This window comes from Caulobacter sp. SLTY (genome assembly GCF_009905535.1).
GTDB lineage: Bacteria > Pseudomonadota > Alphaproteobacteria > Caulobacterales > Caulobacteraceae > Caulobacter.
In genome coordinates this window covers 21,316-46,494 of record NZ_JAAALA010000035.1, presented here as the reverse complement: position 1 = coordinate 46,494, position 25,179 = coordinate 21,316, and the positions used below count along the sequence as shown (strand labels likewise).

29 protein-coding genes are annotated in these 25,179 nt (G+C 66.7%); 1 reads left to right on the top strand and 28 read right to left on the bottom strand.

Annotated features, from left to right (window positions below; all coding sequences use genetic code 11):
- Positions 1-356: energy transducer TonB (locus GVN21_RS17400; protein WP_166576006.1), on the top strand; the 356-nt coding region annotated here is incomplete at its 5' end.
- A 10-nt stretch (positions 357-366) separates the two neighbouring features.
- Here the strand turns inward: GVN21_RS17400 and GVN21_RS17395 are convergent.
- The 28 genes from GVN21_RS17395 to GVN21_RS17260 form a co-directional block, all read right to left on the bottom strand.
- Positions 367-1,053 (bottom strand): ABC transporter ATP-binding protein, encoded by a 687-nt coding sequence (locus GVN21_RS17395; protein ID WP_166576005.1) that lies wholly within the window; start codon positions 1,051-1,053, stop codon positions 367-369.
- Entirely contained in the window at positions 1,046-2,326 is a 1,281-nt protein-coding gene (locus tag GVN21_RS17390; protein WP_166576010.1) for a lipoprotein-releasing ABC transporter permease subunit, read from the bottom strand. The genes GVN21_RS17395 and GVN21_RS17390 overlap by 8 nt, the downstream gene beginning before the upstream one ends.
- Positions 2,323-3,639 (bottom strand): proline--tRNA ligase, encoded by a 1,317-nt coding sequence (gene proS, locus GVN21_RS17385; protein WP_166576004.1) that lies wholly within the window; start codon positions 3,637-3,639, stop codon positions 2,323-2,325. The genes GVN21_RS17390 and proS overlap by 4 nt, the downstream gene beginning before the upstream one ends.
- Positions 3,640-4,103: 464 nt before the next feature.
- Entirely contained in the window at positions 4,104-4,364 is a 261-nt protein-coding gene (locus GVN21_RS17380) for a DUF1467 family protein (protein WP_166576003.1), read from the bottom strand.
- A complete protein-coding gene (gene mce, locus GVN21_RS17375) occupies positions 4,364-4,783 on the bottom strand; it encodes a methylmalonyl-CoA epimerase (RefSeq protein WP_166576002.1) in 420 nt (139 codons plus the stop codon). The genes GVN21_RS17380 and mce overlap by 1 nt, the downstream gene beginning before the upstream one ends.
- 9 nt (positions 4,784-4,792) lie before the next feature.
- Positions 4,793-5,233: a hypothetical protein gene (locus tag GVN21_RS17370; protein WP_166576001.1), complete on the bottom strand. Its 441-nt coding sequence runs from the start codon at positions 5,231-5,233 to the stop codon at positions 4,793-4,795.
- A 134-nt stretch (positions 5,234-5,367) separates the two neighbouring features.
- Entirely contained in the window at positions 5,368-7,050 is a 1,683-nt protein-coding gene (locus GVN21_RS17365) for a ribonuclease J (protein ID WP_166576009.1), read from the bottom strand.
- Positions 7,051-7,055: 5 nt separating this feature from the next.
- Positions 7,056-7,832: a type III pantothenate kinase gene (locus GVN21_RS17360; RefSeq protein WP_166576008.1), complete on the bottom strand. Its 777-nt coding sequence runs from the start codon at positions 7,830-7,832 to the stop codon at positions 7,056-7,058.
- Positions 7,829-8,575 (bottom strand): biotin--[acetyl-CoA-carboxylase] ligase, encoded by a 747-nt coding sequence (locus tag GVN21_RS17355; RefSeq protein WP_166576000.1) that lies wholly within the window; start codon positions 8,573-8,575, stop codon positions 7,829-7,831. Before GVN21_RS17355 ends, GVN21_RS17360 begins: the two co-directional genes overlap by 4 nt.
- Positions 8,576-8,780: 205 nt before the next feature.
- Positions 8,781-9,155: a DUF1801 domain-containing protein gene (locus GVN21_RS17350; RefSeq protein WP_166575999.1), complete on the bottom strand. Its 375-nt coding sequence runs from the start codon at positions 9,153-9,155 to the stop codon at positions 8,781-8,783.
- A gap of 190 nt (positions 9,156-9,345) precedes the next feature.
- Positions 9,346-10,779, bottom strand: coding sequence for an NADH-quinone oxidoreductase subunit NuoN (gene nuoN, locus GVN21_RS17345; protein ID WP_166575998.1), 1,434 nt, complete (start codon positions 10,777-10,779; stop codon positions 9,346-9,348).
- A 7-nt stretch (positions 10,780-10,786) separates the two neighbouring features.
- Complete coding sequence (locus tag GVN21_RS17340) at positions 10,787-12,271, bottom strand: NADH-quinone oxidoreductase subunit M (RefSeq protein ID WP_166575997.1); 1,485 nt, start codon at positions 12,269-12,271, stop codon at positions 10,787-10,789.
- 9 nt (positions 12,272-12,280) lie between these two features.
- Positions 12,281-14,368, bottom strand: a complete 2,088-nt coding sequence (gene nuoL, locus GVN21_RS17335; RefSeq protein WP_166575996.1) for an NADH-quinone oxidoreductase subunit L — start codon at positions 14,366-14,368, stop codon at positions 12,281-12,283.
- Between the two features lie 8 nt (positions 14,369-14,376).
- The gene (gene nuoK / locus GVN21_RS17330) at positions 14,377-14,682 is read right to left on the bottom strand and encodes an NADH-quinone oxidoreductase subunit NuoK (RefSeq protein WP_166575995.1); all 306 of its coding nucleotides are present in this window, start codon (positions 14,680-14,682) and stop codon (positions 14,377-14,379) included.
- Positions 14,679-15,296: an NADH-quinone oxidoreductase subunit J gene (locus GVN21_RS17325; RefSeq protein ID WP_166575994.1), complete on the bottom strand. Its 618-nt coding sequence runs from the start codon at positions 15,294-15,296 to the stop codon at positions 14,679-14,681. Before GVN21_RS17325 ends, nuoK begins: the two co-directional genes overlap by 4 nt.
- Before the next feature lie 63 nt (positions 15,297-15,359).
- Positions 15,360-15,848, bottom strand: coding sequence for an NADH-quinone oxidoreductase subunit NuoI (gene nuoI / locus GVN21_RS17320; RefSeq protein ID WP_166575993.1), 489 nt, complete (start codon positions 15,846-15,848; stop codon positions 15,360-15,362).
- A complete protein-coding gene (locus GVN21_RS17315) occupies positions 15,845-16,081 on the bottom strand; it encodes a hypothetical protein (protein WP_166575992.1) in 237 nt (78 codons plus the stop codon). The genes nuoI and GVN21_RS17315 overlap by 4 nt, the downstream gene beginning before the upstream one ends.
- A complete protein-coding gene (gene nuoH / locus GVN21_RS17310) occupies positions 16,081-17,157 on the bottom strand; it encodes an NADH-quinone oxidoreductase subunit NuoH (protein ID WP_166575991.1) in 1,077 nt (358 codons plus the stop codon). Before nuoH ends, GVN21_RS17315 begins: the two co-directional genes overlap by 1 nt.
- 3 nt (positions 17,158-17,160) lie before the next feature.
- The gene (gene nuoG / locus GVN21_RS17305; RefSeq protein WP_166575990.1) at positions 17,161-19,221 is read right to left on the bottom strand and encodes an NADH-quinone oxidoreductase subunit NuoG; all 2,061 of its coding nucleotides are present in this window, start codon (positions 19,219-19,221) and stop codon (positions 17,161-17,163) included.
- A gap of 127 nt (positions 19,222-19,348) precedes the next feature.
- Positions 19,349-19,687, bottom strand: a complete 339-nt coding sequence (locus GVN21_RS17300) for a hypothetical protein (RefSeq protein ID WP_166575989.1) — start codon at positions 19,685-19,687, stop codon at positions 19,349-19,351.
- Positions 19,688-19,707: 20 nt separating this feature from the next.
- Positions 19,708-20,163, bottom strand: a complete 456-nt coding sequence (locus GVN21_RS17295) for an NINE protein (RefSeq protein ID WP_166575988.1) — start codon at positions 20,161-20,163, stop codon at positions 19,708-19,710.
- A gap of 116 nt (positions 20,164-20,279) precedes the next feature.
- Positions 20,280-20,516: a hypothetical protein gene (locus GVN21_RS17290; RefSeq protein WP_166575987.1), complete on the bottom strand. Its 237-nt coding sequence runs from the start codon at positions 20,514-20,516 to the stop codon at positions 20,280-20,282.
- Positions 20,517-20,606: 90 nt separating this feature from the next.
- Positions 20,607-21,926: an NADH-quinone oxidoreductase subunit NuoF gene (gene nuoF, locus GVN21_RS17285; RefSeq protein WP_166575986.1), complete on the bottom strand. Its 1,320-nt coding sequence runs from the start codon at positions 21,924-21,926 to the stop codon at positions 20,607-20,609.
- Between the two features lie 74 nt (positions 21,927-22,000).
- Positions 22,001-22,267: a hypothetical protein gene (locus GVN21_RS17280; protein WP_166575985.1), complete on the bottom strand. Its 267-nt coding sequence runs from the start codon at positions 22,265-22,267 to the stop codon at positions 22,001-22,003.
- Positions 22,264-22,503, bottom strand: coding sequence for a hypothetical protein (locus tag GVN21_RS17275; RefSeq protein ID WP_166575984.1), 240 nt, complete (start codon positions 22,501-22,503; stop codon positions 22,264-22,266). The genes GVN21_RS17280 and GVN21_RS17275 overlap by 4 nt, the downstream gene beginning before the upstream one ends.
- Before the next feature lie 10 nt (positions 22,504-22,513).
- Positions 22,514-23,194 carry an NADH-quinone oxidoreductase subunit NuoE gene (nuoE, locus tag GVN21_RS17270; RefSeq protein ID WP_166575983.1) on the bottom strand — a complete coding sequence of 227 codons (681 nt, stop codon included), beginning with the start codon at positions 23,192-23,194 and terminating at the stop codon, positions 22,514-22,516.
- A 156-nt stretch (positions 23,195-23,350) separates the two neighbouring features.
- The gene (locus tag GVN21_RS17265) at positions 23,351-24,565 is read right to left on the bottom strand and encodes an NADH-quinone oxidoreductase subunit D (RefSeq protein ID WP_166575982.1); all 1,215 of its coding nucleotides are present in this window, start codon (positions 24,563-24,565) and stop codon (positions 23,351-23,353) included.
- Positions 24,565-25,167, bottom strand: coding sequence for an NADH-quinone oxidoreductase subunit C (locus GVN21_RS17260; protein WP_166576007.1), 603 nt, complete (start codon positions 25,165-25,167; stop codon positions 24,565-24,567). The genes GVN21_RS17265 and GVN21_RS17260 overlap by 1 nt, the downstream gene beginning before the upstream one ends.
- Positions 25,168-25,179: the final 12 nt, after the last annotated feature.

Sequence of the window (25,179 nt, the reverse complement as noted above, 5' to 3'; positions counted from 1 at the left end):
CCCCGGCCCCTCCGCCTGTCGTGGCGGCCCCGCCGCCGCCCGCGCCGCCGAGGCCGGTCGTCTCCGGCGCCGACTGGAAGGCCCGCCCCTCGGCCGCGGATATCGCCGCGGTCTATCCGGCGAACGCCCGGGCGCAGGGCCAGTCCGGGTTCGTGGTTCTGCTGTGCGACACCGAAGAGGACGGTTCGCTGTCCAACTGCACCACCCGTGGGGAGAACCCGGCCGCCAGCGGCTTCAGCGAGGCCGCCTTGAAGCTGGCCCCGAAGTTCCGGATCAACGCCATCCACCCGGACGGCGGCGGGCCGCACCGGGGCAAGGTCGGCATTCCGCTAAAGTTCCAACCGCCGGCCCGCTGACCGGCCGCGGTCAGAACGTCCGCTCTTCCAGGTGCCCTTCCTTGAGGGCGAAGACCCGGTCCATGTAGCGGGCCAGTTCCAGATTGTGCGTGGCGATCAGGGCGGCGACGCCATGATTTCGCACGAGGTCGTGCAGGGCCTGGAAGACGCTGGCCGCGGTGTCGGGGTCCAGGTTGCCGGTCGGCTCGTCGGCCAGCAGCAGGATCGGCTTGTTCATCAGGGCGCGGGCGATGGCCACCCGCTGCTGTTCCCCACCCGACAGCTGGGCCGGCTGGTGGTCGGTACGCTCGGCCAGGCCCAGGTCGGTCAACAGGCCGGTGGCCCGCTCCTGCGTCTGGCCCCGGTCACGGCCGGCGATCAGCGCCGGCATGGCGACGTTCTCCAGCGCCGTGAACTCGGGCAGCAGGTGGTGGAACTGATAGACGAAGCCGATGCTGTCCAGGCGGACCTGGCTGCGCGGGCCGTCACCCAGGTGGGTGCAGTCGCGGCCGGCAATGGTCACGCTGCCCTCGGTGGGATGCTCCAGCAGGCCTGCGGCATGCAGCAGCGAGGACTTGCCCGAGCCCGAGGGACCGATCAGACCGACGATCTCGCCCGGGTTCACGTCCAGATCGACGCCGCGCAGGACGTGGAGTTCCCCTGACCCGGTCTTATAGTCGCGCTTGACCCCGCGCAGGGAGAGGGTCGGCTCACTCATAGCGGAGGGCCTCCACCGGATCGAGGCGGGAGGCGTGCAGGGCCGCCGGCAGGGTGGCCAGGAAGCTAACCACCAGGGTCCAGCCGACGATCAGCGCCGTCTCCTGCCAGTCGATCAGCGCAGGCACATGGCTGAGGAAGTAGATCTCGGGGTTGAATACCTGGGTCCCGGTCAGCTTTTCGAGGCCCTGCTGGATTGCCTGGATGTTCATGCAGAACAGCACGCCCAGCACGAAGCCGACCGCCGTACCGACCAACCCGATCGAGGCCCCGGCCATGAAGAAGACCCGCAGGATAGCCGAGCGGCGTGCGCCCATGGTGCGCAGGATGGCGATGTCGCGGCCCTTGTTCTTCACCAGCATCACCATGCTGGAGATGATGTTGATCGCCGCCACGATGACGAAAAAGAACAGGATGAAGCGCATGGCCCAGCGCTCGACCTGCAAGGCGCTGAAGAAACTCTGGTTCTTCTCGGTCCAGTCCTGAACCGACGCGCTGGGGCCGGCGGCGCGGCCGATCTCGAATTTCAGCTTTGGGGCCAGATCGGGGTCGGAGAGCTTGACCTCGATGACGTCCACCGTGCCCTCGCGGCCGAAGAACAGCTGTGCCTGCTCGAGTGGCATGTAGGCAAACGCTTGGTCGTATTCGCTCATCCCCACGGAAAAGAGGCCGCCGACCGTGTAGTCCTTCTGGGTCGCCGACATGCCGAACGCGCTCGAGGCGCCGCTGGGCGAAACGATGGAGACGAAGTCGCCGGGACCCACGCCCAGCGCCATGGCCAAGCGCTGGCCCAGCAGCACCATATCGCCGCCGTACTCGCCCTCGCCGTAGCCCTGGAGGGAGCCGGCCTTGATGCTGTCGGAGACGATCTTGGTGGCCTTTACGTCCGGGGCGCTGACGCCGCGGACGATGGCGCCGGTGATCTGGCCCTGGCCGATGACCATGGCCTGGCCCTCGATCATCGGCGTGGCCTGGATGACGCCGGGAATGGCTCTGATCCTGCGCAGGGTCTCGGCCCGGTTCTGGTCGGCCAGCGGCAGGGCGCCCGCGACATAGACATGGCCGTTGAAGCCCAGCATCCGGGTCAGCAACTCGGCCCGGAAGCCGTTCATGATCGACATGATCACCACCAGGGCCATCACCACCAGGGTGATGCCGGTCACCGCCAGCACGGAGATCAGGGCGAAGCCCGCGTCCTTGCGCTTGGCGCGCAGGTATCGCCAGGCGACCGCCCGCTCCCACAGGCCGAAGGGCGCGGCGGCCACGCGGCTCAGGCCCCGACCGACTTGAGCGCGTCGGCCAGCGGCAGGGTGGACCGCTCACCGGTGGCGCGGATCTTCAGTTCCACGTTGCCTTCGGCCAGGGACTTGGGACCCACCACGATCTGGCGCGGAATGCCGATCAGGTCCGCCGTGGCGAACTTGCCGCCCGGCCGCTCGTCGCGGTCGTCATAGAGGGCCGCCTTGCCGGCGGCGTTGATGGCCGCATAGGCCTGCTCGCAGGCGGCGTCGCAGGCCGCATCGCCCGTGCGCAGGTTGATGACCGACACGTCGTAGGGCGCCACCGCGTCCGGCCAGATGATGCCGTTCTCGTCGTGGCTGGCCTCGATGATGGCGCCCAGCAGGCGGGAGACGCCGACGCCGTAGCTGCCCATATGGACCGGGGCGTTGGACCCGTCCGGACCGGCGACGTTGGCCTTCATCGGCTTGGAGTACTTCTCCCCGAAATAGAAGATGTGGCCGACCTCGATGCCGCGGGCCGACAGTCGATCGGCCTCTGGCACGGCCTCGAAGGCCGCCGCGTCGTGCATCTCCTCGGTCGCCGCATAGAGGGCGGTGCGCTGGTCGACCAGGGGCTGGAGGTCGCCGTCCCAGTCGACATCGGGGCCGGGGGCGCCCATCTCGACCAGGTCCTTGTGGCAGAACACCTGGCTCTCGCCGGTCTCGGCCAGGACGATGAACTCGTGGGAAAGATCGCCGCCGATCGGGCCGGTGTCGGCCTTCATCGGCACCGCCTTCAGGCCCATGCGGGCGAAGGTGTTGAGGTAGGCGACGAACATCCGATTATAGCTGCGGCGGGCGTCCGCCTCGTTGAGGTCGAAGCTGTAGGCGTCCTTCATCAGGAACTCGCGGCCACGCATGACGCCGAAGCGGGGGCGGCGCTCGTCGCGGAACTTCCACTGGATATTGTAGAGGTTGAGCGGCAGGTCCTTGTAGCTCTTCACCGAGGCCCGGAAGATGTCGGTGACCACCTCCTCGGCGGTGGGGCCGTAGAGCAGGTCGCGCTTGTGGCGGTCGGTGATGCGCAGCATCTCGTCGCCATAGGCCTCGTACCGGCCGCTCTCGCGCCACAGGTCGGCGAGCTGCAGGGTCGGCATGAGGATCTCGATGGCGCCGGCGCGGTCCATCTCCTCGCGGACGATCTGCTCGACCTTCTTGAGCACCCGCAGGCCCAGCGGCAGCCAGGCATAGATGCCGGCCGCCTCCTGGCGGATCATGCCGGCGCGCAGCATCAGCTGGTGGGAGACGATCTGAACGTCGGCCGGCACTTCCTTCAGCACCGGCAGGAAAAAGCGCGACAGGCGCATGGTATCCCCTGGAAATCGATTGGCGCTGACTTAGCCGCTGGGGATGTTGATTGGCAATGTGACCGGGCGAAAAGAAGGCCGCCGGGGGGAGGCCCGGCGGCCATCAGTCAATCGTCGGGGAACATACGCCACGGAACACAGCGGGCGGGGCCCGCTTCCGAGACTTGAGAATGCCTGGGGTGGGCGGTTGGTGGCAGGGCCGTTGCGCATTTCGGGGGCGCCGACGGCGATCTGCTCAACGATTGGGCAGACACGGTAAGGGGCGGCGCCCATTTCCTAGTCGCTCCCCCTTTTGGGGGAGCTTGGCGGCGCCGATAGGCGACGTCTGAGGGGGCAGCGCCGGCGTCCGAATTGTCGTGGCTCTAATCACTCACCACGGCGCTGCCCCCACCACCACGCGCGTATTCGCGCGCGGTCCCCCGCCCCCAAGGGGGGCGGAATTGGGGACTGGCGGCCGGCGCCGGCTAGTGAGTCTGCGCCAGCGGCGGGAGGGTGATCAGGCCGAACTTGATGATGGCCATGATGATCAGCCAGAAGACCGCGGACACCCAGGTGGTGGTGATGAACTTCTTCTTGAGGTTGGGATTGATCGGCGCGCCGGGGTCACCGCCGTCGGACACCTTCATGCCTTCCTCGTGGTAGGTGCGGTTGCCCAGCGGCAGGACGGCGAAAAGCACCGTCCACCACAGGGTCAGATAGACGGCGAAGGCGGTGATCGGACCCATCAGTGATGGCCTTCCTTGGGGGTTTCCATCAGCTCGACCAGCATCCCGCCCATGTCCTTGGGATGGATGAAGATCACCGGGGTGCCGTGGGCCCCTATGCGGGGCTCGCCCAGCACGGTGGCGCCCTTGGCCTTCATGGCGTCGCGGGCGGCCAGGATGTCCTCAACCTCGAAGCAGATATGGTGCTGGCCGCCCTTGGGGTTCTTGGCCAGGAAGCCGTGGATGGGCGAGCTTTCGCCGTAGGGTTCGATCAGTTCGACCTGGCTGTTGGGCAGGTTGACGAAGCAGACCCAGACGCCCTGCTCCGGCATCGCCCACTTGTCGGTGATCGAAGTGGCGCCGAGCACCTCGCGGTACATCTTCACGCTGTCGTCGATGGAGGGGGTCGCGACCCCGACGTGGTTCAGTTTGCCGATCATGGGATCCGTCTAGCAGTCGTGGGTTTCAGGAAGGTCGAGAAGGGCGCGCAGACTCCATTCGGCAGTGGTCACATCGACCACACGCCAGTCGCCGTTGGATTGGCGGCACAGTTCCCAGCGCACCGCCTTCTCCTCGCCGAAGTTGTTGAAGGTGGCCTCGATCAGCGAGCCTTCAGGCCCGTCGGCAATGGCTTCGAGAGCAAGGCCGGTCATCTCGGCGTCCTGCGCGTCATAAAGCCAGTCGAAGCCGACTCCGCCCTCTTCGCTGTCCTGGCTGCGGGCCAGGGCGGCGGCCAGGTCGCGGCTGTAGTAGAGAGGCAGCCTGTCCTTCGGCAGGAAGGACTGACCCTCTTCATAGATCGCCTGGACCACGGCCTCGGGCGTCTGGGCGGCAGCAAAGCTGGGCGTGAGCAGCGCCAACGCAGCGATGAGGATCGGGAGGAGTCGCATGAGGGTTCCCTACACCCGAACGCGACGCGCCTCCACCATGACGGTGGGTTAGCGGCGGCGCGACTATCGTAGCGAACCCCTGAACAGGGGTCGCAGGCGGGGCGATAATTTTACCCGGGTATAATTGCCAGCGATCAGATCCGCAGCACCACCGCCTCGACCATCGGCCGGCGCTCCCAGATGCGGTAGGCGGCCTTCTTGACCACGCGGCAGATGGCCTGTTCGACGATCTCGTCGAAGGCGCGCTCTTCGCCGGGGATCTTCCGGATGGCCTGTTCGGCCTCGTCGGCCAGGTCGTCGAGGGCGTCGTCGAGGGGGTATTCGGCGTCGCCGGGGAGGCCCAGGGCCCGGACCTGGGGGCCGCTGACCAGCTTGCCCTTGGCGTCGAGGGCGACGGAGATGGTCAGGGCGCCATTGAAGCTGGCGTGGCGGCGTTGCTTGAGGGCGTCGCCGTTCTCGGGTGTGAGGACCCCGGCGTCGACGTAGAGGCGACCGGCGGGAACCTCGTCGATGATCTGCGGATGGCCGGGGGCCAGGCGGACCATGTCGCCGTTGCGCGGCGTGACGGCGTGCGGGACCTGCAGGTCCTTAGCCAAGGCGGCGTGTTCCAGCAGGTGGCGGCGCTCGCCGTGGGTGGGGACGGCGATCTGGGGCCGGGCCCACTGGTACATCTGCTTGAGCTCGTCGCGGCAGGGGTGGCCGGAGACGTGGATGCCGGGGTGGTCGCGCTCGGTGTAGAGACGCACGCCCCGGTCGGAGAGGCCGTTCTGCAGGGCGCGGATCGGGATCTCGTTGCCGGGGATGACGCGGCTGGAGAAGATGACGTGGTCGCCCTTGCCGAGGGTGATGTGCGGGTGGGTGCCGGAGGCGATGCGCGCGAGGGCGGCGCGGGCTTCACCCTGGCTGCCGGTGCAGAGGTAGAGGATGGTGCTTTCGGGGAAGTAGCCGGCTTCCTTCTCGCTGACGAACTCGGCCGTGCCCTTCATCAGGCCGACCGACTTGGCGGCGGCGGCCATGCGGTGCATCGAGCGGCCGACCAGGCAGACTCGGCGGCCGGCGTCCTCGGCGGCGCGGATGACGGTGTCCATGCGGGCGACGTTGGAGGCGAAGCAGCCGACAGCGATCTTGCCCTTCAGCGAACCGATCAGCTTGGTCATCGCCACGCGGACCTCGCCCTCGGAGCCGGCCACGCCGTCGACGAAGACGTTGGTGCTGTCGCAGACCATGGCCAGCACGCCCTCGTCGCCAAGGCGGCGGATGGCCTCGGCATCGGTGACGGCGCCCAGCAGCGGATCCGGATCGATCTTCCAGTCGCCGGTGTGCAGGATGGTGCCGAGCGGGGTGCGGATCGCCAGGCCGTTGGGCTCGGGGATCGAGTGGGTCAGGGTGATCAGCTCGAGATCGAAGGGGCCGAGCTCGATGGAGCCGCCCAGGGCGACCTCATGGATGGTCACCTCGTCCAGCAGCCCCTTCTCGCGCAGCTTCTCGCGCAGGAGGAAGGCGGTGAAGGGGGTGGCGTAGACGGGGGCCTTCAGCCGCGGCCAGAGCCAGGCGACGGCGCCGATGTGGTCCTCGTGGGCATGGGTCAGGACGATGCCGAGGATGTCGCGGGCGTGGGCCTCGATGTACTCGGGGTCGGGAAGGATGACCTCGACGCCGGGCGTGGTCTGGTCGCCGAAGGTGATGCCGAGATCGACCACGATCCACTTGCGGTCCTCTTCCGGCCCATAGCCGTAGAGGTTGAAGTTCATGCCGATCTCGTTGGAGCCCCCCAGTGGCAGGAAGATGAGTTCGTCGGAGGGGGAAGGCGTGGGCATGAGGCTCAAGTGGTGTTCCTGCGGTGGATTTCCAGCAGACCCCGGATGGTGAGGTCGCCGTCGAAGTGGTCGATAGACTCGGTGGCGCCCTCGAACAGGGAGAAGACCCCGCCCGTGGCGACAACGGTCAGGTGCTCGCCGCGTTCATCCTTGATACGTTTGATCAGCCCTTCGATCAGGCCGATGTAGCCCCAGAAGACGCCCGACTGCATGGCGGTGACGGTATCTGTGCCGACCACGCGGTTGCGCTCGGGCCGCTGGATGGCGATGCGGGGGAGCTTGGCGGCGGCCTCGTGCAACGCCTGCATCGAGAGGTTGATGCCGGGGGCGATGACGCCGCCCTCGAAGCCGCCGTCGGCCCCGATGACGTCGAAGGTGGTGGCGGTGCCGCTGTCGATCACGATCAGGGGGCCGGGATAGACCATGTGGGCGCCGATGGCGTTGACCAGGCGGTCCGCGCCGGCCTCGCTGGGCTTGTCGATGCGCACGGGGATGCCGAGCTCGGCGTTCTCGCCGATGACCAGCGGTTCGACGTGCAGGTAGCGGCGCGAGAGGTTGCGCAGGTTGAACAGCGACTGGGGCACGACGCTGGAGATGATGCAGGCGGTCAGGGCGCCCAAGCTCATCCCCGACATGGCCAGCAGCTGCGACAGCCAGACAGCATATTCGTCGGCCGTGCGGGTGCTCTCTGTTGCGGTGCGCCACTGGGCGATCCAGTCCGTGCCGTCGTGGACGGCGAACAGGGTGTTGGTGTTGCCCTGTTCGATGGCGAGCAGCATCAGGTCTCTCCGAAGAAGACGTCGCCGGCTGTGATGCGGCGCAGCATGCCGTCTGGCAAGCGCAGTCTGAAGGCGCCATCGGGATCAAGGCCCTCGGCGACGCCATGAAGCGTCTCGGTCCCGAGGCGGGCGACGCAGGGCTCGCCCAGGCCGTGGGCGCGGCGGGTCCAGGCCTCGGCGACGGCGGGGAAGCCCAGGCGGTCCCACAGGTCGAGCCAGCGGGCGAAGGATGCGGCTAGGATGTTCAGTGCGTCCAGCGGCGCCGGGGGCGGGGCGGTCATGTGGGCGGCGAAGGTGGTGGCGGGGCGCTCCGGGTTCAGCGGCGCCTCGGCGAGGTTCACGCCTATACCGATGGCCAGCCACAGGCCGCCGCCTGGGGCTGGGCCGGATTCGATGAGGACGCCGCTGGCCTTGGTCCCGGAGATAAGCGGGTCGTTCGGCCATTTCAGGGTGACGATGGACGGCGGGACGAAGGCGTCGGCGAGGTCGGCGACGGCCAGGGCGGCGACGAAGCTGATCTGGGCGGCCTCGGCGGGGGGCCGTTGGGTGGTAAGCAGCAAGGTGGCGGCGAGGTTACGGCCCTGGCCGGTTTCCCAGTTGCGGCCACGACGGCCACGGCCGGCGGTCTGGCGGCCGGCGGTGAGCCAGACGGGGCCGGTCTCACCGGCCTCGGCCCGGCGGCGGGCCTCGGCGTTGGTGGAGTCAAGTTCGTCGAAGGCGATGATGGGGGGGATGGTTGTGCTCATCGCTCTGCCCTCCCCGCTTCAAATCCGTCATCCTCGGGCTTGTCCCGAGGACCCATGGTCAAGCTGCCGCAAAACCTTGCCGTGGAGGCGCGGCTGCGCCTCCACCCCACCGTTTGTCGATGCCGACAAACGGGTCCTCGGGACAAGCCCGAGGATGACGGATGGGGGGGATCGGGGGAGTAGGAGGGATGAGGGATCATGAACGCTAAGCCGTCTGCTCCAGCCAGCGCGCGAACAGCTCCCCGAGCGCCGGCCGCTTCATCTCGATCTCCGCCAGGGTGGCGAAGGTGAGCACACCTCTATCGGAGGCAGGCCATCTGGCGAGTTTGTCGGGGTCGGGGAAGTCGAAGCCGGCGCTGTCCTTGGCCTTGGCGCCGCGGTGGAGAACGACGCGGACGCCGCCCTTGCGCTCGAGGCCCAGGGTGATGCGGTCTTCATCGCCGATGGCGAAGCTGGGGGCGTTCCACTTGATGCGCTCGTTCAGGGCGGGGCCGGCGGCGGCCGCGAGGCCGCGCAGGGCGTCGACCATGGCCAGGGTGTCAGGGTCGAGGGTCGCGCGGTAGGTGTCGATGGGTGACATTTCAGTCCTCCCCCTTCCCCGTCATCCTCGGGCTTGTCCCGAGGACCCATTCATCCGAGCGCACGAACCCATCGGAAGGCCCCATGGCCGGTGCACCAACACCATCCGTTCTTGCGCGCCGACGGATGGGTCCTCGGGACAAGCCCGAGGATGATGGAAAGGGAGTGGGGGTGGCGGGAGTGCTAATCCCCTACCCCAGCACCGCCGCCGCGGCCTTGGCCACCGGCTCGATGAAGTAGAGGAAGGGCATGCAGGCGAGGAAGCTGAACACGGCCGCCACGTAGGCGAAGGCCTTGCCTTCGAAGGCGGGCTTGTCGGTGGCGCCGGGGGCCGGGTCCATCCACATCACCTTGAGCAGGCGCAGATAGTAGAAGGCGGCGACCACGCTGCCGACCAGGCCGAGGACGGCGGCCCAGACCATGTAGGTCTCGCCGGCGCCGATGGCGGCCTTGAACACGTAGAACTTGGCCCAGAAGCCGGCGAAGGGCGGCAGGCCGAGCGCCGACAGGGAGAAGGCGGTGATGGCCAGGGCCAGCCCCGGGCGTTCCTTCACCAGGCCGGCCATGTCGTCGATCGTCTCCATCGGCTTGCCGTCGCGGTTCAGCGCGCAGAGGCAGGCGAAGAAGCCGGTCACGTCGACCATGTAGAGGACCATGAACAGCAGCATGGCCGTGCCGCCCGCCTCGCCGCCGGCGGCGAGGCCGAGCAGGGCGTAGCCGATGTTGGCGATGGAACTGTAGGCCCAGAGGCGCTTGAGATTGCGCTGCGCCAGGCCGGCGAAGGCGCCGACGAAGATGCTGAGCAGGGCGATGGCCACGATCACCTGGCGCCACTCGTCGATGGCGCTGCCGAAGGCTTCGGAGAGGACGCGGGCCAGAAGGACCATGGCGGCCAGCTTCGGCGCGGCGGCGAAGAAGCCGACGATGGGGGTGGGGGCGCCCTCGTAGACGTCCGGCGTCCACATGTGGAAGGGGGCGGCAGAGACCTTGAAGGCGATGCCGCAGATCAGGAAAACCAGGCCGAACAGCACCCCGCCCTCCGCGCCGCCTTCGGCCACCGCCGCGGCGATTTCCGGAAACTGGGTGGAGCCGGCGAAGCCGTAGATCAGCGAGGCGCCGTAGAGCAGCAGGCCCGAGCTGAGGGCGCCGAGCACGAAGTACTTCAGGCCCGCTTCCGAGCCCTTGGCGTCGTCGCGGCGGAAGGCGGCGAGGACGTAGAGGGCGAGGCTGTGCAGCTCGATGCCCATGTAGAGGCTGATGAGGTCGCCGGCGCTGGCCATGACGCCCATGCCCAGCGCCGCCAGGATGACCAGGATGGCGAGTTCGAACTTCTGCTCGCCACGCCGGGCCAGCCAGCGGTCGGAGAGGATGATGGCCACGGCCGAGAAGCCGTAGATGAACACCTTGGCGAAGGCCGAGATCGGGTCGGCGATCATGCCGCCGGCGAAGGCCGAGCCGTGAGGCCCGACCACGGCGGCGATCGCCGCGGCGGCCAGCAGAAGGACGGCCGCGCCGTTGAACACGGCGTTCGACTTGCCCTGGAAGGCGCCCCAGACGATCAGGACGAGGACGCCGACGCCGAGGATGACTTCCGGCCAGGCCAGCGAGAGTTGGTCTAGGAACATGGCGCCCTCACCCGCCCGTCGCGGCGCGGTAGGCGCCGACCAGCGCCTCCACCGAGGCGTCGGTGAACTGGAAGATGCTGGCCGGGTAGACGCCCAGGTAGAGCGTGCCGACGATCAGCGGAATGAAGATGGCCACCTCACGCCAGTCGAGGTCGGTGATGTTGGCCAAGGCGGGGTTGGTCAGCTCGCCGAACATGACCCGGCGATAGAGGCTGAGCGCGTAGACGGCCGACAGGATGACGCCGGTGGCGGCCAGCAGCGCCGTCCAGGTGGAGGCCTGGTAGGTCCCCGTCATGGTCATGATCTCGCCGACGAAGCCGCTGGTGCCGGGCAGGCCGACGTTGCCCATGGTGAACAGCATGAAGACCGCCGCGTACCAGGGCATGCGCTGGGTCAGGCCGCCGTAGAAGGCGATCTCGCGGGTGTGCATGCGGTCGTAGACCACGCCCACGCAGAGGAAGAGGGCGCCGGAGATCACCCCGTGGGAGATCATCTGGTAGAGGGCGCCCTGCTCACCGACCGTATTGCCGCTGAAGATGCCCATGGTCACGAAGCCCATGTGGGCGACGGAGCTGTAGGCGATCAGCTTCTTGATGTCGGTCTGACGGAAGGCGACCAGCGAGGTGTAGATGATGGCCACGACCGAGAGGGCGAAGACCAGCGGCGCCCAGACTTCGGAGGCCTGGGGAAACATCGGCAGGCTGAAGCGCATGAAGCCGTAGCCGCCGAGCTTCAGCAGGATGCCGGCCAGGATGACCGAACCGGCCGTCGGCGCCTCGACGTGGGCGTCGGGCAGCCAGGTGTGCACCGGCCACATCGGCATCTTCACCGCGAAGGAGGCGAAGAAGGCCAGCCACAGCCAGGTCTGCAGCATGGGGTCGAACTTGTAGGTCATCAGCTCGGGGATCGAGCTGGTGCCGGAGATGCCGATCATCGCCAGGATGGCGGCCAGCATCAGCACGCTGCCCAGCAGGGTGTAGAGGAAGAACTTGAAGGCCGCGTAGATGCGCCGCTTGCCGCCCCAGATGCCGATGATCAGGAACATCGGCACCAGGCCGAACTCGAAGAAGAAGTAGAACAGGATCAGGTCGAGGGCGGTGAACACCCCGATGACCAGCACCTCCAGCATCAGGAAGGCGATCATGTATTCGCCGACCCGGTTCTCGATCGACTTCCAGCTGGCCGCGATACAGATCGGCATCAGGAAGGCGGTCAGCACCACGAACAGCACCGAGATGCCGTCGACGCCCATGCGGTAGTGCAGACCGGCGAAGGCGGCGAAGTCCTCGACGAACTGGAACTGGGTGGTCGCCTTGTCGAAGTTGGCCAGCATCAGCAGCGACAGGCCGAAGGTGACCATGGTGGTCACGAAGGCGATCCAGCGGGCGGCGTTGTTGGCGGCCTCGCCGGTGCGGCCGGTCAGGCGGATCGCCAGGATGGCCGCGACGCCGATCAGCGGCGAGAAGGTGATGAGGGAGAGAATGCCGGTCATGGTCCTGGCCTACCCTCGGAACTGGAACAGGGCGTAGGTCAGCAGACCCGCGATGCCCAGCAGCATGACGAAGGCGTAGTGATAGACGTAGCCGGTCTGCAACCGGCCGGTTCCCTTGCCGACTAGCATCGAGGCTTTTGACACCCCGTCGGGGCCGAGGCCGTCGATCAGCTTCTGGTCGCCGCCCTTCCAGAACAGATCGCCCAAGAGCTTGGCGCCGCGCACGAAGACGAAGTCGTACAGCTCGTCGAAGAACCACTTGTTGTAGAGGAAGCGCCACAAGGGCCCCTCCTGCGCAGCGAGCCGCGCCCCCATCCCTTCACGCAGGATGTAGACGAACCAGGCGATGGCGAAGCCCGTGACGGTTACCACCAGCGGCGCCCACAGCACCCAGGTCGGGGCGTTGTGCATCTCGTGCAGGATGTGGTTGGTCGCGGCGTTGAACACCGAGCCATTCCAGAACTCTTCCTGGTGATGGCCGATGAAGCTCTCGGCGAAGGCGAAGCCCGCCGCGATGGCGCCGATGGCCAAGAGGCCCAGCGGGATCAGCATCGGGAACGGCGACTCGTGCGGCTTGTGGTCATGGCCGTGGCCGTGGTCGTCGTCGGCATGCGCATCGGCCAGCGGTTCGTCATGGGTTTCCAGCTGGGCGGCGGAGGCGTGGTCGTCGTGACCTTGCGCAGCGGCGTGGGCGTGGTCGTCATGCTTCCACTTGGGCGTGCCGTGGAAGGTCATGAAGGCCAGGCGCCAGCTGTAGAAGCTGGTCAGGCCGGCGGCCAGCAGGCTGATGATGAAGGCGAACTGCGCGGCCGGGTTATGCAGGCCGGCGGCCCAGCTGGCCTCGATGATGGCGTCCTTCGAATAGAAGCCGGCGAAGCCCAGGTGCAGGTTCGGCAGGCCGACCCCGGTGATCGCCAGGGTGCCGATGGTCATCACCGCATAGGTGAAGGGCAGATACTTCCAGAGCCCGCCCATCTTCCGCATGTCCTGCTCATGGTGCATCCCGTGGATGACCGAGCCGGCGCCCAGGAACAGCAGGGCCTTGAAGAAGGCGTGGGTGAACAGGTGGAACATCGCCGCCTGATAGGCGCCGACCCCGGCCGCGAAGAACATGTAGCCGAGCTGCGAACAGGTCGAATAGGCGATGACCCGCTTGATGTCGTTCTGGGCCAGGCCGACGGTGGCGGCGAACAGGGCGGTGACCGCGCCGACCACGGTCACGATCGTCTTGGCGCCCTCGGCGTACTCGAACATCGGCGACAGCAGGCAGACCATGTAGACGCCGGCGGTGACCATGGTGGCCGCGTGGATCAGGGCCGAGACCGGGGTCGGGCCCTCCATGGCGTCGGGCAGCCAGGTGTGCAGGAAGAACTGGGCCGACTTGCCCATGGCGCCGATGAACAGCAGGAAGCAGGCCAGATCGAGCGCGCTGAGCGAGTAGCCGAGGAAGGCCCAGGTCTTGCCGTCCCAGGATTGCGCCTGCGGGAAGATCTCGGCGAACTCGATCGAGCCGAACATCCAGAAGACGGTCATGATGCCCAGCGCGAAGCCGAAGTCGCCGACCCGGTTGACCACGAAGGCCTTGATGGCGGCGGCGCTTGCGGTGGGCTTCTTGTACCAGAAGCCGATCAGCAGGTAGCTGGCCAGGCCCACCCCTTCCCAGCCGAAGAACAGCTGCATGAAGTCGGCGGCGGTGACCAGCGCCAGCATGGCGAAGGTGAACAGCGACAGGTAGGCGAAGAACCGCGGACGGCTGTCGTCCTCGGACATGTAGCCCCAGCTGTAGAGGTGCACGAGCGAGGAGACGCTGGTCACCACGATCAGCATCACCGAGCTGAGCGTATCGATGCGGATCGACCAGGCCGACTGGAAGTCGCCGACGTTGATGAAGGGCAGCAGCTTGACGGTGAAGTCGGGCCAGTCGCCCATCGCCACCCCGAAGAAGGTGGTCCAACTGAGGGCGCAGGAGAGGAACAGCAGGCCGGTGGTGACCGCCTGGCTGGGGATGTTGCCGATCCGCCGGCCAGACAGGCCGGCGATGGCCGCGCCGAGCAGCGGGGCGAAGACCAGGATGGTGACGAGAAGCTCGTGGGACATCGGTTCCGTCAGCCCTTCATCACCGAAGCATCATCCACCGCGATGTCGCCGCGGTTGCGGAAGAAGGTCACCAGGATGGCCAGGCCGACAGCCGCCTCGGCCGCCGCCACGGTCAGCACGAACATCGCGAAGATCTGCCCGACCACGTCGTGCAGATAGACCGAGAAGGCCACCAGGTTGATGTTCACCGCCAGCAGGATGAGCTCGATCGACATCAGGATCACGATGATATTCTTGCGGTTCACGAAGATGCCGAACACCCCGATGGTGAACAGGATCGCCGCCAGCGTGAGGTAATGCGTCAGGCCGATCATTCGCCCTCTCCCGCGCCAGGCTTGATGTCGACAATGGTCATGCCGGTCTTCGGACCCCGGGCGGTCTGGGCGGCGATGTTCTGGCGCTTGACGCCCGGCTTGTGGCGCAGGGTCAGGACGATGGCCCCGATCATGGCGACCAGCAGCACCAGGCCCGCCGCCTGGAAGAAGTAGGCGTAGTCGGTGTAGAGCACCCGGCCGATGGTCTCGGCGTTAGAGACATCCGGCGCGCTGGCCTCAGGGCCGACGACCTTGCTGGCCGCGCCGCGGGTGGCGACGCTGGTAGCCACGATGATCATCTCGATGGTCAGGATGCCGGCGATGATCAGCCCGACGGGCAGATACTGGGCGAAGCCCTGGCGGAGCGACTTGAAGTCGACGTCCAGCATCATGACGACGAACAGGAACAGCACCGCCACCGCGCCGACGTAGACGACGACCAGCAGCATCGCCAGGAACTCCGCGCCCATCAGGACGAAGAGGCCGGCCGCGCTGAAGAAGGCGGTGATCAGGAACAGCACCGAGTGCACGGGGTTGCGCGCGGTGACAACGGCCAAGGCCGCCAGCACCGTCACAGTCGCCATCAGATAGAAGGCTATCGTAGCCAAGGGCATGCGGCCCTCTTCCCTTCTTTCAAACCCGCTCGAAACACCAACTCGGAATCGCGTGGCCGCGTCTTAGCGATAGGCCGCGTCCAACTCCAGATTCTTGGCGATCTCGCGCTCCCAACGGTCGCCGTTATCCAGCAGCCGCTCCTTGTCGTAGTAGAGTTCTTCCCGGGTCTCGGTGGCGAACTCGGTGTTCGGTCCCTCGACGATGGCGTCCACCGGGCAGGCCTCCTGGCACAGGCCGCAGTAGATGCATTTGACCATGTCGATGTCGTAGCGGGTGGTGCGGCGGCTGCCGTCCTCGCGAGGCTCAGCCTCGATGTAGATGGCCTGCGCCGGGCAGATGGCCTCGCACAGCTTGCAGGCGATGCAGCGTTCCTCACCCGAGGGGTAGCGGCGCAGGGCGTGCTCGCCCCGGAAGCGCGGCGACTGCGGGCCGCGCTCGTTGGGGTAGATGACCGTTTTCTTGGGGGCCAGCATGTACTTCATCGCCAGACCGAAGGCGCCGATGAAGTCCAGCAGGGCCGCGCCCTTGAGCGCCTGAGCGATCCGGCTCATTGGGCCTTCTCCTTGGCGCCGATGACGCACTGGTAGTTGCTCATCTGGTTGGGATCGCCGCCGGCGTCGATCGGCCGGACCACCCCGCCCGACTGTTCGCACTGGGCCTTGGCGCGGCGCATCTCGTCGTAGTTCACGATGCCGCGGCCGAGCGTGTAGCTGCCGGGGTTGGCTTCGCCCTGGCTGGCGCAGGCGGCCAGCAAGACCAGGGGCAGGAGCAACAGGGCGCGCATCAGGCCGCGTGCCCCGTGAACACCCGCCAGCCCGCGACGATGGCCACTGCCACCAGCGAGGTCGGCAGGAAGATCTTCCAGCCCAGCCGCATCAGCTGGTCGTAGCGGTAGCGCGGCACAATGGCTTTCACCATGGCGAACAGGAAGAAGACGAAGATGGTCTTGGCGAAGAACACCAGGAACAGCAGGAAGCTCTGCAGCGTCGCCGGCCATTCAGCCATGAAATCGACCGGGAAGCCGGGTTGCCACCCGCCGAAGAACAGGATGGTGAACAGCGAGCACATCAGCACGATGTTGGCGTACTCGCCGATCATGAACAGCAGGTAGGGGGTCGAGCTGTATTCGACCTGGTAGCCGGCCACGAGCTCCGACTCCGCCTCGGGCAGGTCGAAGGGCGGGCGGTTGGTCTCGGCCAGGGCGGAGATGAAGAAGATCACCGCCATCGGGACCATCACCACGATCATCGGCAGGTTCTTCAGACCCCCGCCGAACACGTTCCAGTTCCAGATCCAGCCGCCCTGCTGCTCGATGATGGAGGTCAGGTTCATGGTCCCGGCCAGCAGGATCACCGTGATGATCACGAAGCCGATGGAAACCTCGTAGGAGACCATCTGAGCCGCCGAGCGCAGGCCGCCCAGGAACGGGTACTTCGAGTTGGACGCCCATCCGCCCATGATGATGCCGTACACCCCCAGCGAGCTGATCGCGAAGATGTAGAGGATGGCCACGTTGATGTCGGCGATCACCCAGCCCGGCGCCAGGGGCATCACCGCCCAGGCGGCGAAGGCCAGGATGAAGGTCAGCAGCGGGGCCAGCAGGAAGACGACCTTGTCGGCCCCGGCCGGGATGACGATTTCCTTCAGCAGGAACTTCAGGAAGTCGGCGAACGACTGGAACAGGCCGAACGGCCCGACCACGTTCGGACCCTTGCGCATCTGCACGCCGGCCCAGACCTTGCGGTCGCCCCACAGCAGGAAGGCCAGGCTGAGCAGCAGCCAGACGGTGACCGCCAGGATCTGTCCCAGCGAGAGCAGGAACCAGCCGAGCCCTTGGCTCCAGAAGTCGGTCGTCGGCACGGGCTACTCCGCCGCCATCTTGGCCGCGCCACTGGCCAGGGCCGCGCATTCGGCCATGGTCACGCTGGCGCGCGCGATCGGGTTGGTCAGGTGGAAGGCTTCCACGGCGCTGGCGAACGGCGCATCGGAGACATCGCCTGCGGCGCCGAGGCTGCCCAGGTCGAACGAGGTCGCCACCGAGCCCGGGGCGTAGTCGATCTGGCCGAAGGTCGGATGATCCTCGAACAGCTTGGAGCGCAGCTGGTCCAGGCTGTCGTACGGCAGGGTGTGGCCGAGCCGCTCGCTGAGCGCCCGGATGATCGCCCAGTCCTCGCGGGCCTCGCCCTTGGGGAACACGGCCCGCTCGCCCATCTGCACCCGGCCCTCGGTGTTGACGTAGAGGCCGTTCTTCTCGGTGTAGGCGGCGCCCGGCAGGATGACGTCGGCCTTGTGGGCCCCCTTGTCGCCGTGGCTGCCCAGGTAGACGGTGAAGGCGCCGCTGGCGGAGGCCTCGCATTCGTCGGCGCCCAGCAGGAACAGAACGTCCAGCGCGCCGGGCTTCAGCATCTCGCGGGTGGACAGACCGCCCTCGCCCGGCAGGAAGCCCATGTCGAGGCCGCCAACGCGGGCCGCCGCCGTGTGAAGCACGTTCCAGCCGTTCCAGCCATCACGGACGATGTTGAAGCTCTTGGCCAGGCCGCTGAGGGCCTTGAGGATGGCGCCGCCATCCTCGCGCGCCAGGGCGCCGGCCCCGACGATGATCGCCGGCCGCTCGGCCTCCTTGAGGGCCTTCACGAAATCGGACTTCGACTTGGCCAGCCCCGATACCGTGGACGCGCCCGCGCCCAGGTAGTCGTAGCCGTAGGTCAGGTCCGCCCGTTGGCCGATGACGCCGATCCGGGTCTTGCCGGCCACCCACTGCTTGCGCAGGCGGGTATTGAACACCGGGGCCTCGAGGCGCGGGTTGGCGCCGACGATCAGCACCACGTCGGCGTTCTCGATCCCGGCCAGGGTGGAATTGAACAGCCAGCTCTCGCGCGGACCCGTCCCGATGGCCGAACCATCCTGGCGGCAGTCGAGGTTCTTCACGCCCAGGACGGTGAAGAGGTCCATCGTCGCCTTCATCGACTCGGCGTCCTGCAGGTCGCCGGCGATCACGCCGATCTTCTCAGGCGCCGTCGCCGAAACCTTGCCCGCGATTGCGGCGAAGGCCTCGGGCCAGGTCGCCGGCAGCAGCTTGCCGCCCTGGCGCACATAGGGCCTGTCGAGGCGTTGACGGCCCAGGCCGTCGACGGCGTAGCGGCTCTTGTCGCTCAGCCATTCCTCGTTGATGTCCTCGTTGATGCGCGGGAGAACCCGCAGCACCGCGGCCCCACGGCTGTCGACGCGGATGGCGCTGCCCAGCGCATCCATGACATCGACGCTCTGGGTCTTCTTCAGCTCCCAGGGGCGGTAGTTGAAGGCCCAGGGCCGGTGGGTCAGGGCCCCGACCGGGCAGAGGTCGTTGACGTTGCCGCTCAGCTCGCTGGTGACGGCGGCGCCCAGGTAGGTGGTGATTTCAACGTCCTCGCCGCGCGAGATCAGGCCGATCTCCGGCACGCCGGCGACCTCGGTGATGAACCGCACGCAGCGGGTGCACTGGATGCAGCGGGTCATCACCGTCTTGATGAGCGGACCCATCTCTTTTTCTTCGACAGCGCGCTTGTTCTCTTCGTAGCGGGTGTCGTCCCGCCCGTAGCCCATCGCCTGGTCCTGCAGGTCGCACTCGCCGCCCTGGTCGCAGATCGGGCAATCCAGCGGGTGGTTGATGAGCAGGAACTCCATCACCCCTTCGCGGGCCTTCTTGACCATCGGGGTCTTGGTGAAGATCTCCTGGCCCTCGGCGGCCGGCAGGGCGCAGCTGGCCTGCGGCTTGGGCGGCCCGGGCTTCACTTCGACCAGGCACATGCGGCAGTTGCCGGCGATCGACAGGCGCTCGTGGTAGCAGAACCGGGGGATTTCCTCCCCCGCGATCTCGGCCACCTGAAGCACCGTCATGCCGGGTTCGAATTCGACTTCGACGCCGTTGACCTTGGCTTTGGGCATAGCTCGTCCGGGACTAACAATTGGGCGGCTGAGTGCACCGGTTTCCCCTGAGGTTCAAGGGGTCCGGACGCATTGCGAGTGGCTCGCAAGTCCGCCCCCTTTCACCGAGCCGAAAGGGCATAGCGGGTCAGAAGACGTCGGCGGCCGCGGTTCTCGACCGACCCGGCCCGGCGATCGCCAGGGCGATCAGATAGACCAGCGTGCAGAGATAGCCCGAGATGAGCATGGCGCCGGCCAGAGCGCTGTAGGCCGCGGGAAAAGCGTTGGGATCGGAGGTCGTAACCCTGCCGGCTTCGGCCAGGGCGTAGATGCCGACGGAGAGTAGTAGCCCAAGGGCTATCAGCCCCGCCCAAGGTAGCGCTAGCCACAGACCGCGCCGCCCCAGACGGACAGCGACAAAAGTCGCGGCGATCATTGGAGCGAGGGAGACCATGACAAAAACCAGAAGACCCAGCAGCGCGCCCATTGGCCTTTACCGCCCGCGCACTAGAACCAGCTCTTGTCGCCGACCACGTAATCCTCGTGGAACTGCTGATCCGACTTCACCAGATAGATGATGAACTCGATGAACGAGATCAGCCCGACCACCATCGGCGGGATGAACAGCAGAACCCAGCCGATCGTGCCGCAAAGGAGCATGATGATCCCGGCGGTGGTCTTGCCCAGATAGAACTTGTGGATGCCCAGCCAGCCCAGGACGAAGGCCAGCAAGGCAGCGACGATCTTGTTCTTGTCGCCGCCCAGGCCGCTGTAGGCCGGGGTCGTCACATAGACATTCCGCGCCGCGCCCTCGACGATCTCGAAATCGACCTCGGTTCCGGGAATCACGCTGCGCACGCCATTGCCCAGGTCCCCGCGCGTGAACGCATAGCGCTGCCCATCGTCCCCGCCGATCAAGCCCGTGCCTTCGAGGTCGTTGTAGCTGAGAACCTTGCCGCGCATAGCGTGCCCCTCAATTCGCGCCGTAGCGGCGCGCCCGGCGGGCATAGTTGCGGCCCGTCCCCAGAACCGCAATCAAGAATTGAGGAGCCGGTTGAACGTCGCAGGCCCAAACGCCTCTAGGCCTCGGGCTTCTGCGCGATACCGATGATTGCAAAGATCACCACTGACAGGCAGAGCGAGATGTAGGCGCCGCTGGCCCAGCTGGCGAGCAGGCCGAGCGGGATATCGCCGGGCAGATAGCCCTTATGGGCGATGAGCAGGCTGAGCACGCCGTAGATCGGACCGCATACGATAGCCAGGACCCAGGGAAAGGTCGGCCAGATGCCGCGTCGGCCCGCCCGATGCAGGATCACCGAAAAAGCCAGCAGGGGAAGCGTCGAGATCAGCGACTGGCCAAGCCAGTAACCCCAGGCCGCCAGCTCTTCCTGCGGCGTCAGGGCGCCCTACTCCGCCGCGACCAGGGTTGCGCCCTGAACGTGCGGACGGCCGGCGCGGTAGCTGGTGATGCGATCCTCCACCTCATGGCGGAAGTGGCGGAACAGGCCCTGGATCGGCCAGGCGGCCGCGTCTCCCAGGGCGCAGATGGTGTGGCCTTCGACCTGCGTCGTCACGTCGAGCAGCATGTCGATCTCGCGCATCTCGGCCTCGCCGGTCGCCATGCGCTCCATCACCCGCCACATCCAGCCGGTGCCTTCGCGGCACGGGGTGCACTGGCCGCAGCTCTCATGCTTGTAGAAGTAGCTGAGGCGGGCGATGGCGCGGACCAGGTCGGTGTCCTTGTCCATGACGATCACCGCCGCCGTGCCCAGGCCCGACTTGAGGTCGCGCAGGGCGTCGAAGTCCATGAACAGGTCTTCGCACTGCTCGGCCGGGATCATCGGCACCGAGCTGCCGCCCGGGATGACCGCCTTCAGATTGCTCCAGCCGCCCCGGATCCCGCCGCAGTGATCCTCGATCAGCTGGCGGAACTTGATGCTCATCGCCTCTTCGACGTTGCAGGGCAGGTTCACATGGCCCGAGACGCAGAACAGCTTGGTGCCGGTGTTGTTCGGGCGGCCGAAGCCGGCGAACCACTCAGCGCCCCGGCGCAGGATGGTCCCCACCACGGCAATCGATTCGACGTTGTTGACCGTGGTCGGGCAGCCGTAGAGGCCGGCGCCGGCCGGGAACGGAGGCTTGAGGCGCGGCTGGCCCTTCTTGCCTTCCAGCGATTCCAGCAGCGCGGTCTCTTCCCCGCAGATGTAGGCCCCACCCCCATGGTGCATATAGAGGTCGAAGTCCCAGCCGTGGACGTTGTCCTTGCCGATCAGCTTTGCCTCGTAGGCCTGCTTGATGGCGGCTTCCATGACCTCGCGCTCGCGGACGTATTCGCCGCGGATGTAGATGTAGCAGGCGTGGGCCTGCATCGCGCGGCTGGCGATCAGGCAGCCCTCGATCAGCAGGTGGGGATCATGGCGCATGATCTCCCGGTCCTTGCAGGTGCCCGGCTCGCTCTCGTCGGCGTTGACGACCAGGTAGTGCGGACGGCCTTCCTTGACCTCCTTGGGCATGAAGGACCACTTCAGGCCCGAGCTGAACCCGGCGCCGCCCCGGCCGCGCAGGCCGCTCTTCTTGACGTTGTCGATGATCCAGTCGGGACCGGCGTCCAGCATGTCCTTGGTGGCGTTCCAGCAGCCACGCTTCTTCGCCCCTTCCAGACCCCAGTCGTGGAGGCCATAGAGGTTGGTGAAGATCCGGTCCTTGTCTTCGAGGATGCCGACCATCGCTAGTCCAGTCTCTTTCTCGCGGGGCGCTCCCCGCCTTAACAGCTATCGCCCGTAAGGGAAGCGGTCGCCCCTTACGGTTTCCAGGTTTCGAACGGGTTGGCCTTGCGCCAGGCAGTGCGCTTCCAGACCACGTAGATGAAAGCCACCCACCCCGCCGCGAGCAGGGCATAGCCCGTCAGGACCAGGATGTGCGGCACGGAGATATAGGTCGAGGCCACAACCAGCGCGACGCCGACCAGGATAACCCCCAACCCGACCAGCCGCTCGAAGCGATGCAGGCCGCGCAGGTGGTCGATGTAGGCGATCCGCCGATTGGTCTCGTCCAGGTCGTCGATCATTCAACGATGCTCCTGGGCCGGGGGCCAATCTCACCGCGCTTGCGGGCCTGAAGGAACCGGATCAACACCACAGCGAACGGCAAGCCGCCCGCGATGATCAGCCCAATGAACACCGGCGCGTTCTCGGTGGTCAGCATGACCGCGAGAGCGCCGACCACGCAGACCATCTCCCAGATCCAGGCGAACACCAGGGGCCGATGGGCGATCAACTCGCGGAAGGTGAGCTGCTCAGCCATCGGTGATCGATCAAACGGCCGGCGCCTTGGCCTTCTTGGCCTTTTCCGGCGCGTTGGGCAGCTTGATCTTCTTGGCGTAGCTGCCGTCGTAGAGCTTGGGATCGGTCAGGGTGTGGATGGCGCCCTTGGGCTCGGAGGCCACGCGGCCGTCGTACGAGCCGGGCTTGGGCGACTTGCCGGCCGCGAAGTCGTCGAGGATGGCGGCCAGGCTCTCCGGCGTCAGGTCCTCGTAGTAATAGTCGTTGATCGCAGCCATCGGGGCGTTGCAGCAGGCGCCGAGGCACTCGACCTCTTCCCAGCTGAACTTGCCGTCGGCCGAGACGTGGTTCTTCTGCCCGATCTTGGCCTTCAGCACGTCCTTCAGGTCGTTGGCGCCGCGCAGCATGCAGGGGGTGGTGCCGCACAGCTGCACGAACGCCACCTTACCGACCGGCTCCAACTGGAACATGGTGTAGAAGGTCGCCACCTCCAGCACCCGGATCACCGGCATCTCCAGCATCGCCGCGATCGCACGGATCGCCGGCTCGGACACCCAGCCTTCCTGCTTCTGCGCGATCCACAGCAGCGGGATCGAGCCGGACTGCTTGCGCTCAGCCGGGTATTTGGCGAGCCAGAATTCGACCTCCTTCATCGACGCCTCGTTGAAGGCGAAGCTCTCGGGCTGGTCTTTGGCGAGGCGGCGGACGGACATCGGACAGGGCTCTCAGGAATTCAAGGCGGCGGCCACGCCGCTATCGCCGGGTCTTTCGGACGCGCACCGGCACGGGCTTGGCCTGCTGTTGGCGAGCCCGCGCGATGGCGATAGCCGCGGCGAGGGCTGCTAGCGCGGCGGCGGTGAGGCCGATGATCATCGGTCGATCTCCCCGAACACGATGTCCAGGCTGCCGAGGATAGCGGAAACATCGGCCAGCATGTGGCCGCGGTTCATCCAGTCCATGGCCGCCAGGTGCGGGAAGCCTGGCGCGCGGATCTTGCAGCGGTACGGCTTGTTGGTGCCGTCGGAAACCAGGAACACCCCGAACTCGCCCTTCGGAGCCTCCACACAGGCGTAGACCTCGCCTTCCGGGGTGCGGAAGCCTTCGGTGTAGAGCTTGAAGTGGTGGATCAGGGCTTCCATCGACCGCTTCATCTCGGCGCGGCGCGGCGGGGTGATCTTGTTGTCCTCGGTCATCACCGGGCCACGGACGGTGCGCAGCTTTTCGCAAGCCTGGCGGATGATCTTGGTCGACTCGCGCATCTCCTGCATCCGGCAGAGGTAGCGATCGTAGCAGTCGCCGTTCTTGCCCAGCGGGATCTGGAAGTCGAAGTCGTTGTAGCACTCGTAGGGCTGGTTGCGGCGCAGATCCCAGGCGATGCCCGAACCGCGCACCATCACGCCGGAGAAGCCCCAGGCCAGCGCCTCTTCCTTGCTGACCACGCCGATGTCGACGTTGCGCTGCTTGAAGATGCGGTTCTCGGTGATCAGGCCCTCGATGTCGTCGCAGATCTTCGGGAACGCTTTCGCCCAGCTGTCGATGTCTTCGACCAGCTGGTCGGGCAGGTCCTGGTGGACGCCGCCGGGACGGAAGTAGTTGCTGTGCAGACGAGCGCCGCAGGCGCGCTCGTAGAAGATCATCAGCTTCTCGCGCTCCTCGAAGCCCCACAGCGGCGGGGTCAGGGCGCCGACGTCCATCGCCTGGGTCGTGACGTTCAGCAGATGGTTCAGGATCCGGCCGATTTCCGAGTAGAGCACCCGGATGATGCTGCCCCGGATCGGCACCTCGACGCCCAGCAGCTTCTCGATGGCCAGGCAGAAGGCGTGCTCCTGGTTCATCGGCGCCACGTAGTCGAGGCGGTCGAAGTAGGGCACGTTCTGGAGGTAGGTGCGGGCCTCCATCAGCTTCTCGGTGCCGCGGTGCAGCAGGCCAATGTGCGGATCGACCCGCTCGACGATCTCGCCGTCGAGCTCGAGCACCAGGCGCAGCACGCCGTGCGCGGCCGGATGCTGGGGCCCGAAGTTGATGTTGAACTTGCGGACCGGGGTTTCCGGGATGGCGGGGATGATCGAGGCGTCGTCGGCCATTACTTGCTCTCCGCCTTCTCGTCGCCGGGCAGGGCGTACTGGGCGCCTTCCCAGGGGCTGAGGAAATCGAAGTTGCGGAACTCGGCGATCTTCACGGGTTCGTAGACCACCCGCTTCAGTTCGTCGTCATAACGAACCTCGACATAGCCGGTCATCGGGAAGTCCTTGCGCAGCGGATGCCCGTGGAAGCCGTAGTCGGTCAGGATGCGACGCAGGTCCGGATGGTTCTCGAAGAAGATGCCGTACATGTCGAACGCCTCGCGCTCGAACCAGTCGGCCACCGGGTAGACGCTGGCGATGCTGGGGACCGCCGTATCCTCGTCGGTGGAGATCTTCACCCGGATGCGGTGGTTCTTCACCATCGACAGCAGGTGGTAGACCACCTCGAACCGCTGGGTCCGCTCGGGATAGTCGACGCCGCAGAGGTCGATCAGCTGGTGGAAGCGGGTGTCGGCGCCGTCGCGCAGCTGAGTCAGCACCTCGACGATCCGCCCGGCCTGGGCCGTGACGGTCAGTTCGCCAAACTCAACCTTATAGGCCACCACGCCGCCGGCGCTGTTGGCGACGATCTGTTGGCCGAGGGCTTCAAGGCCCGCGTCCAGTTCAGCATGGGT

Coding starts and splice junctions, on each gene's coding strand:
- GVN21_RS17395 (WP_166576005.1), bottom strand. CDS start 1,053: ATGAGTGAGCCGACCCTCTCCCTGCGCGGGGTCAAGCGCGACTATAAG.
- proS (WP_166576004.1), bottom strand. CDS start 3,639: ATGCGCCTGTCGCGCTTTTTCCTGCCGGTGCTGAAGGAAGTGCCGGCC.
- GVN21_RS17380 (WP_166576003.1), bottom strand. CDS start 4,364: ATGGGTCCGATCACCGCCTTCGCCGTCTATCTGACCCTGTGGTGGACG.
- mce (WP_166576002.1), bottom strand. CDS start 4,783: ATGATCGGCAAACTGAACCACGTCGGGGTCGCGACCCCCTCCATCGAC.
- GVN21_RS17370 (WP_166576001.1), bottom strand. CDS start 5,233: ATGCGACTCCTCCCGATCCTCATCGCTGCGTTGGCGCTGCTCACGCCC.
- GVN21_RS17365 (WP_166576009.1), bottom strand. CDS start 7,050: ATGCCCACGCCTTCCCCCTCCGACGAACTCATCTTCCTGCCACTGGGG.
- GVN21_RS17355 (WP_166576000.1), bottom strand. CDS start 8,575: ATGAGCACAACCATCCCCCCCATCATCGCCTTCGACGAACTTGACTCC.
- GVN21_RS17350 (WP_166575999.1), bottom strand. CDS start 9,155: ATGTCACCCATCGACACCTACCGCGCGACCCTCGACCCTGACACCCTG.
- nuoN (WP_166575998.1), bottom strand. CDS start 10,779: ATGTTCCTAGACCAACTCTCGCTGGCCTGGCCGGAAGTCATCCTCGGC.
- GVN21_RS17340 (WP_166575997.1), bottom strand. CDS start 12,271: ATGACCGGCATTCTCTCCCTCATCACCTTCTCGCCGCTGATCGGCGTC.
- nuoL (WP_166575996.1), bottom strand. CDS start 14,368: ATGTCCCACGAGCTTCTCGTCACCATCCTGGTCTTCGCCCCGCTGCTC.
- nuoK (WP_166575995.1), bottom strand. CDS start 14,682: ATGATCGGCCTGACGCATTACCTCACGCTGGCGGCGATCCTGTTCACC.
- GVN21_RS17325 (WP_166575994.1), bottom strand. CDS start 15,296: ATGCCCTTGGCTACGATAGCCTTCTATCTGATGGCGACTGTGACGGTG.
- nuoI (WP_166575993.1), bottom strand. CDS start 15,848: ATGAGCCGGATCGCTCAGGCGCTCAAGGGCGCGGCCCTGCTGGACTTC.
- GVN21_RS17315 (WP_166575992.1), bottom strand. CDS start 16,081: ATGCGCGCCCTGTTGCTCCTGCCCCTGGTCTTGCTGGCCGCCTGCGCC.
- nuoG (WP_166575990.1), bottom strand. CDS start 19,221: ATGCCCAAAGCCAAGGTCAACGGCGTCGAAGTCGAATTCGAACCCGGC.
- GVN21_RS17300 (WP_166575989.1), bottom strand. CDS start 19,687: ATGGGCGCGCTGCTGGGTCTTCTGGTTTTTGTCATGGTCTCCCTCGCT.
- GVN21_RS17295 (WP_166575988.1), bottom strand. CDS start 20,163: ATGCGCGGCAAGGTTCTCAGCTACAACGACCTCGAAGGCACGGGCTTG.
- nuoF (WP_166575986.1), bottom strand. CDS start 21,926: ATGGTCGGCATCCTCGAAGACAAGGACCGGATCTTCACCAACCTCTAT.
- GVN21_RS17280 (WP_166575985.1), bottom strand. CDS start 22,267: ATGATCGACGACCTGGACGAGACCAATCGGCGGATCGCCTACATCGAC.
- GVN21_RS17275 (WP_166575984.1), bottom strand. CDS start 22,503: ATGGCTGAGCAGCTCACCTTCCGCGAGTTGATCGCCCATCGGCCCCTG.
- nuoE (WP_166575983.1), bottom strand. CDS start 23,194: ATGTCCGTCCGCCGCCTCGCCAAAGACCAGCCCGAGAGCTTCGCCTTC.
- GVN21_RS17265 (WP_166575982.1), bottom strand. CDS start 24,565: ATGGCCGACGACGCCTCGATCATCCCCGCCATCCCGGAAACCCCGGTC.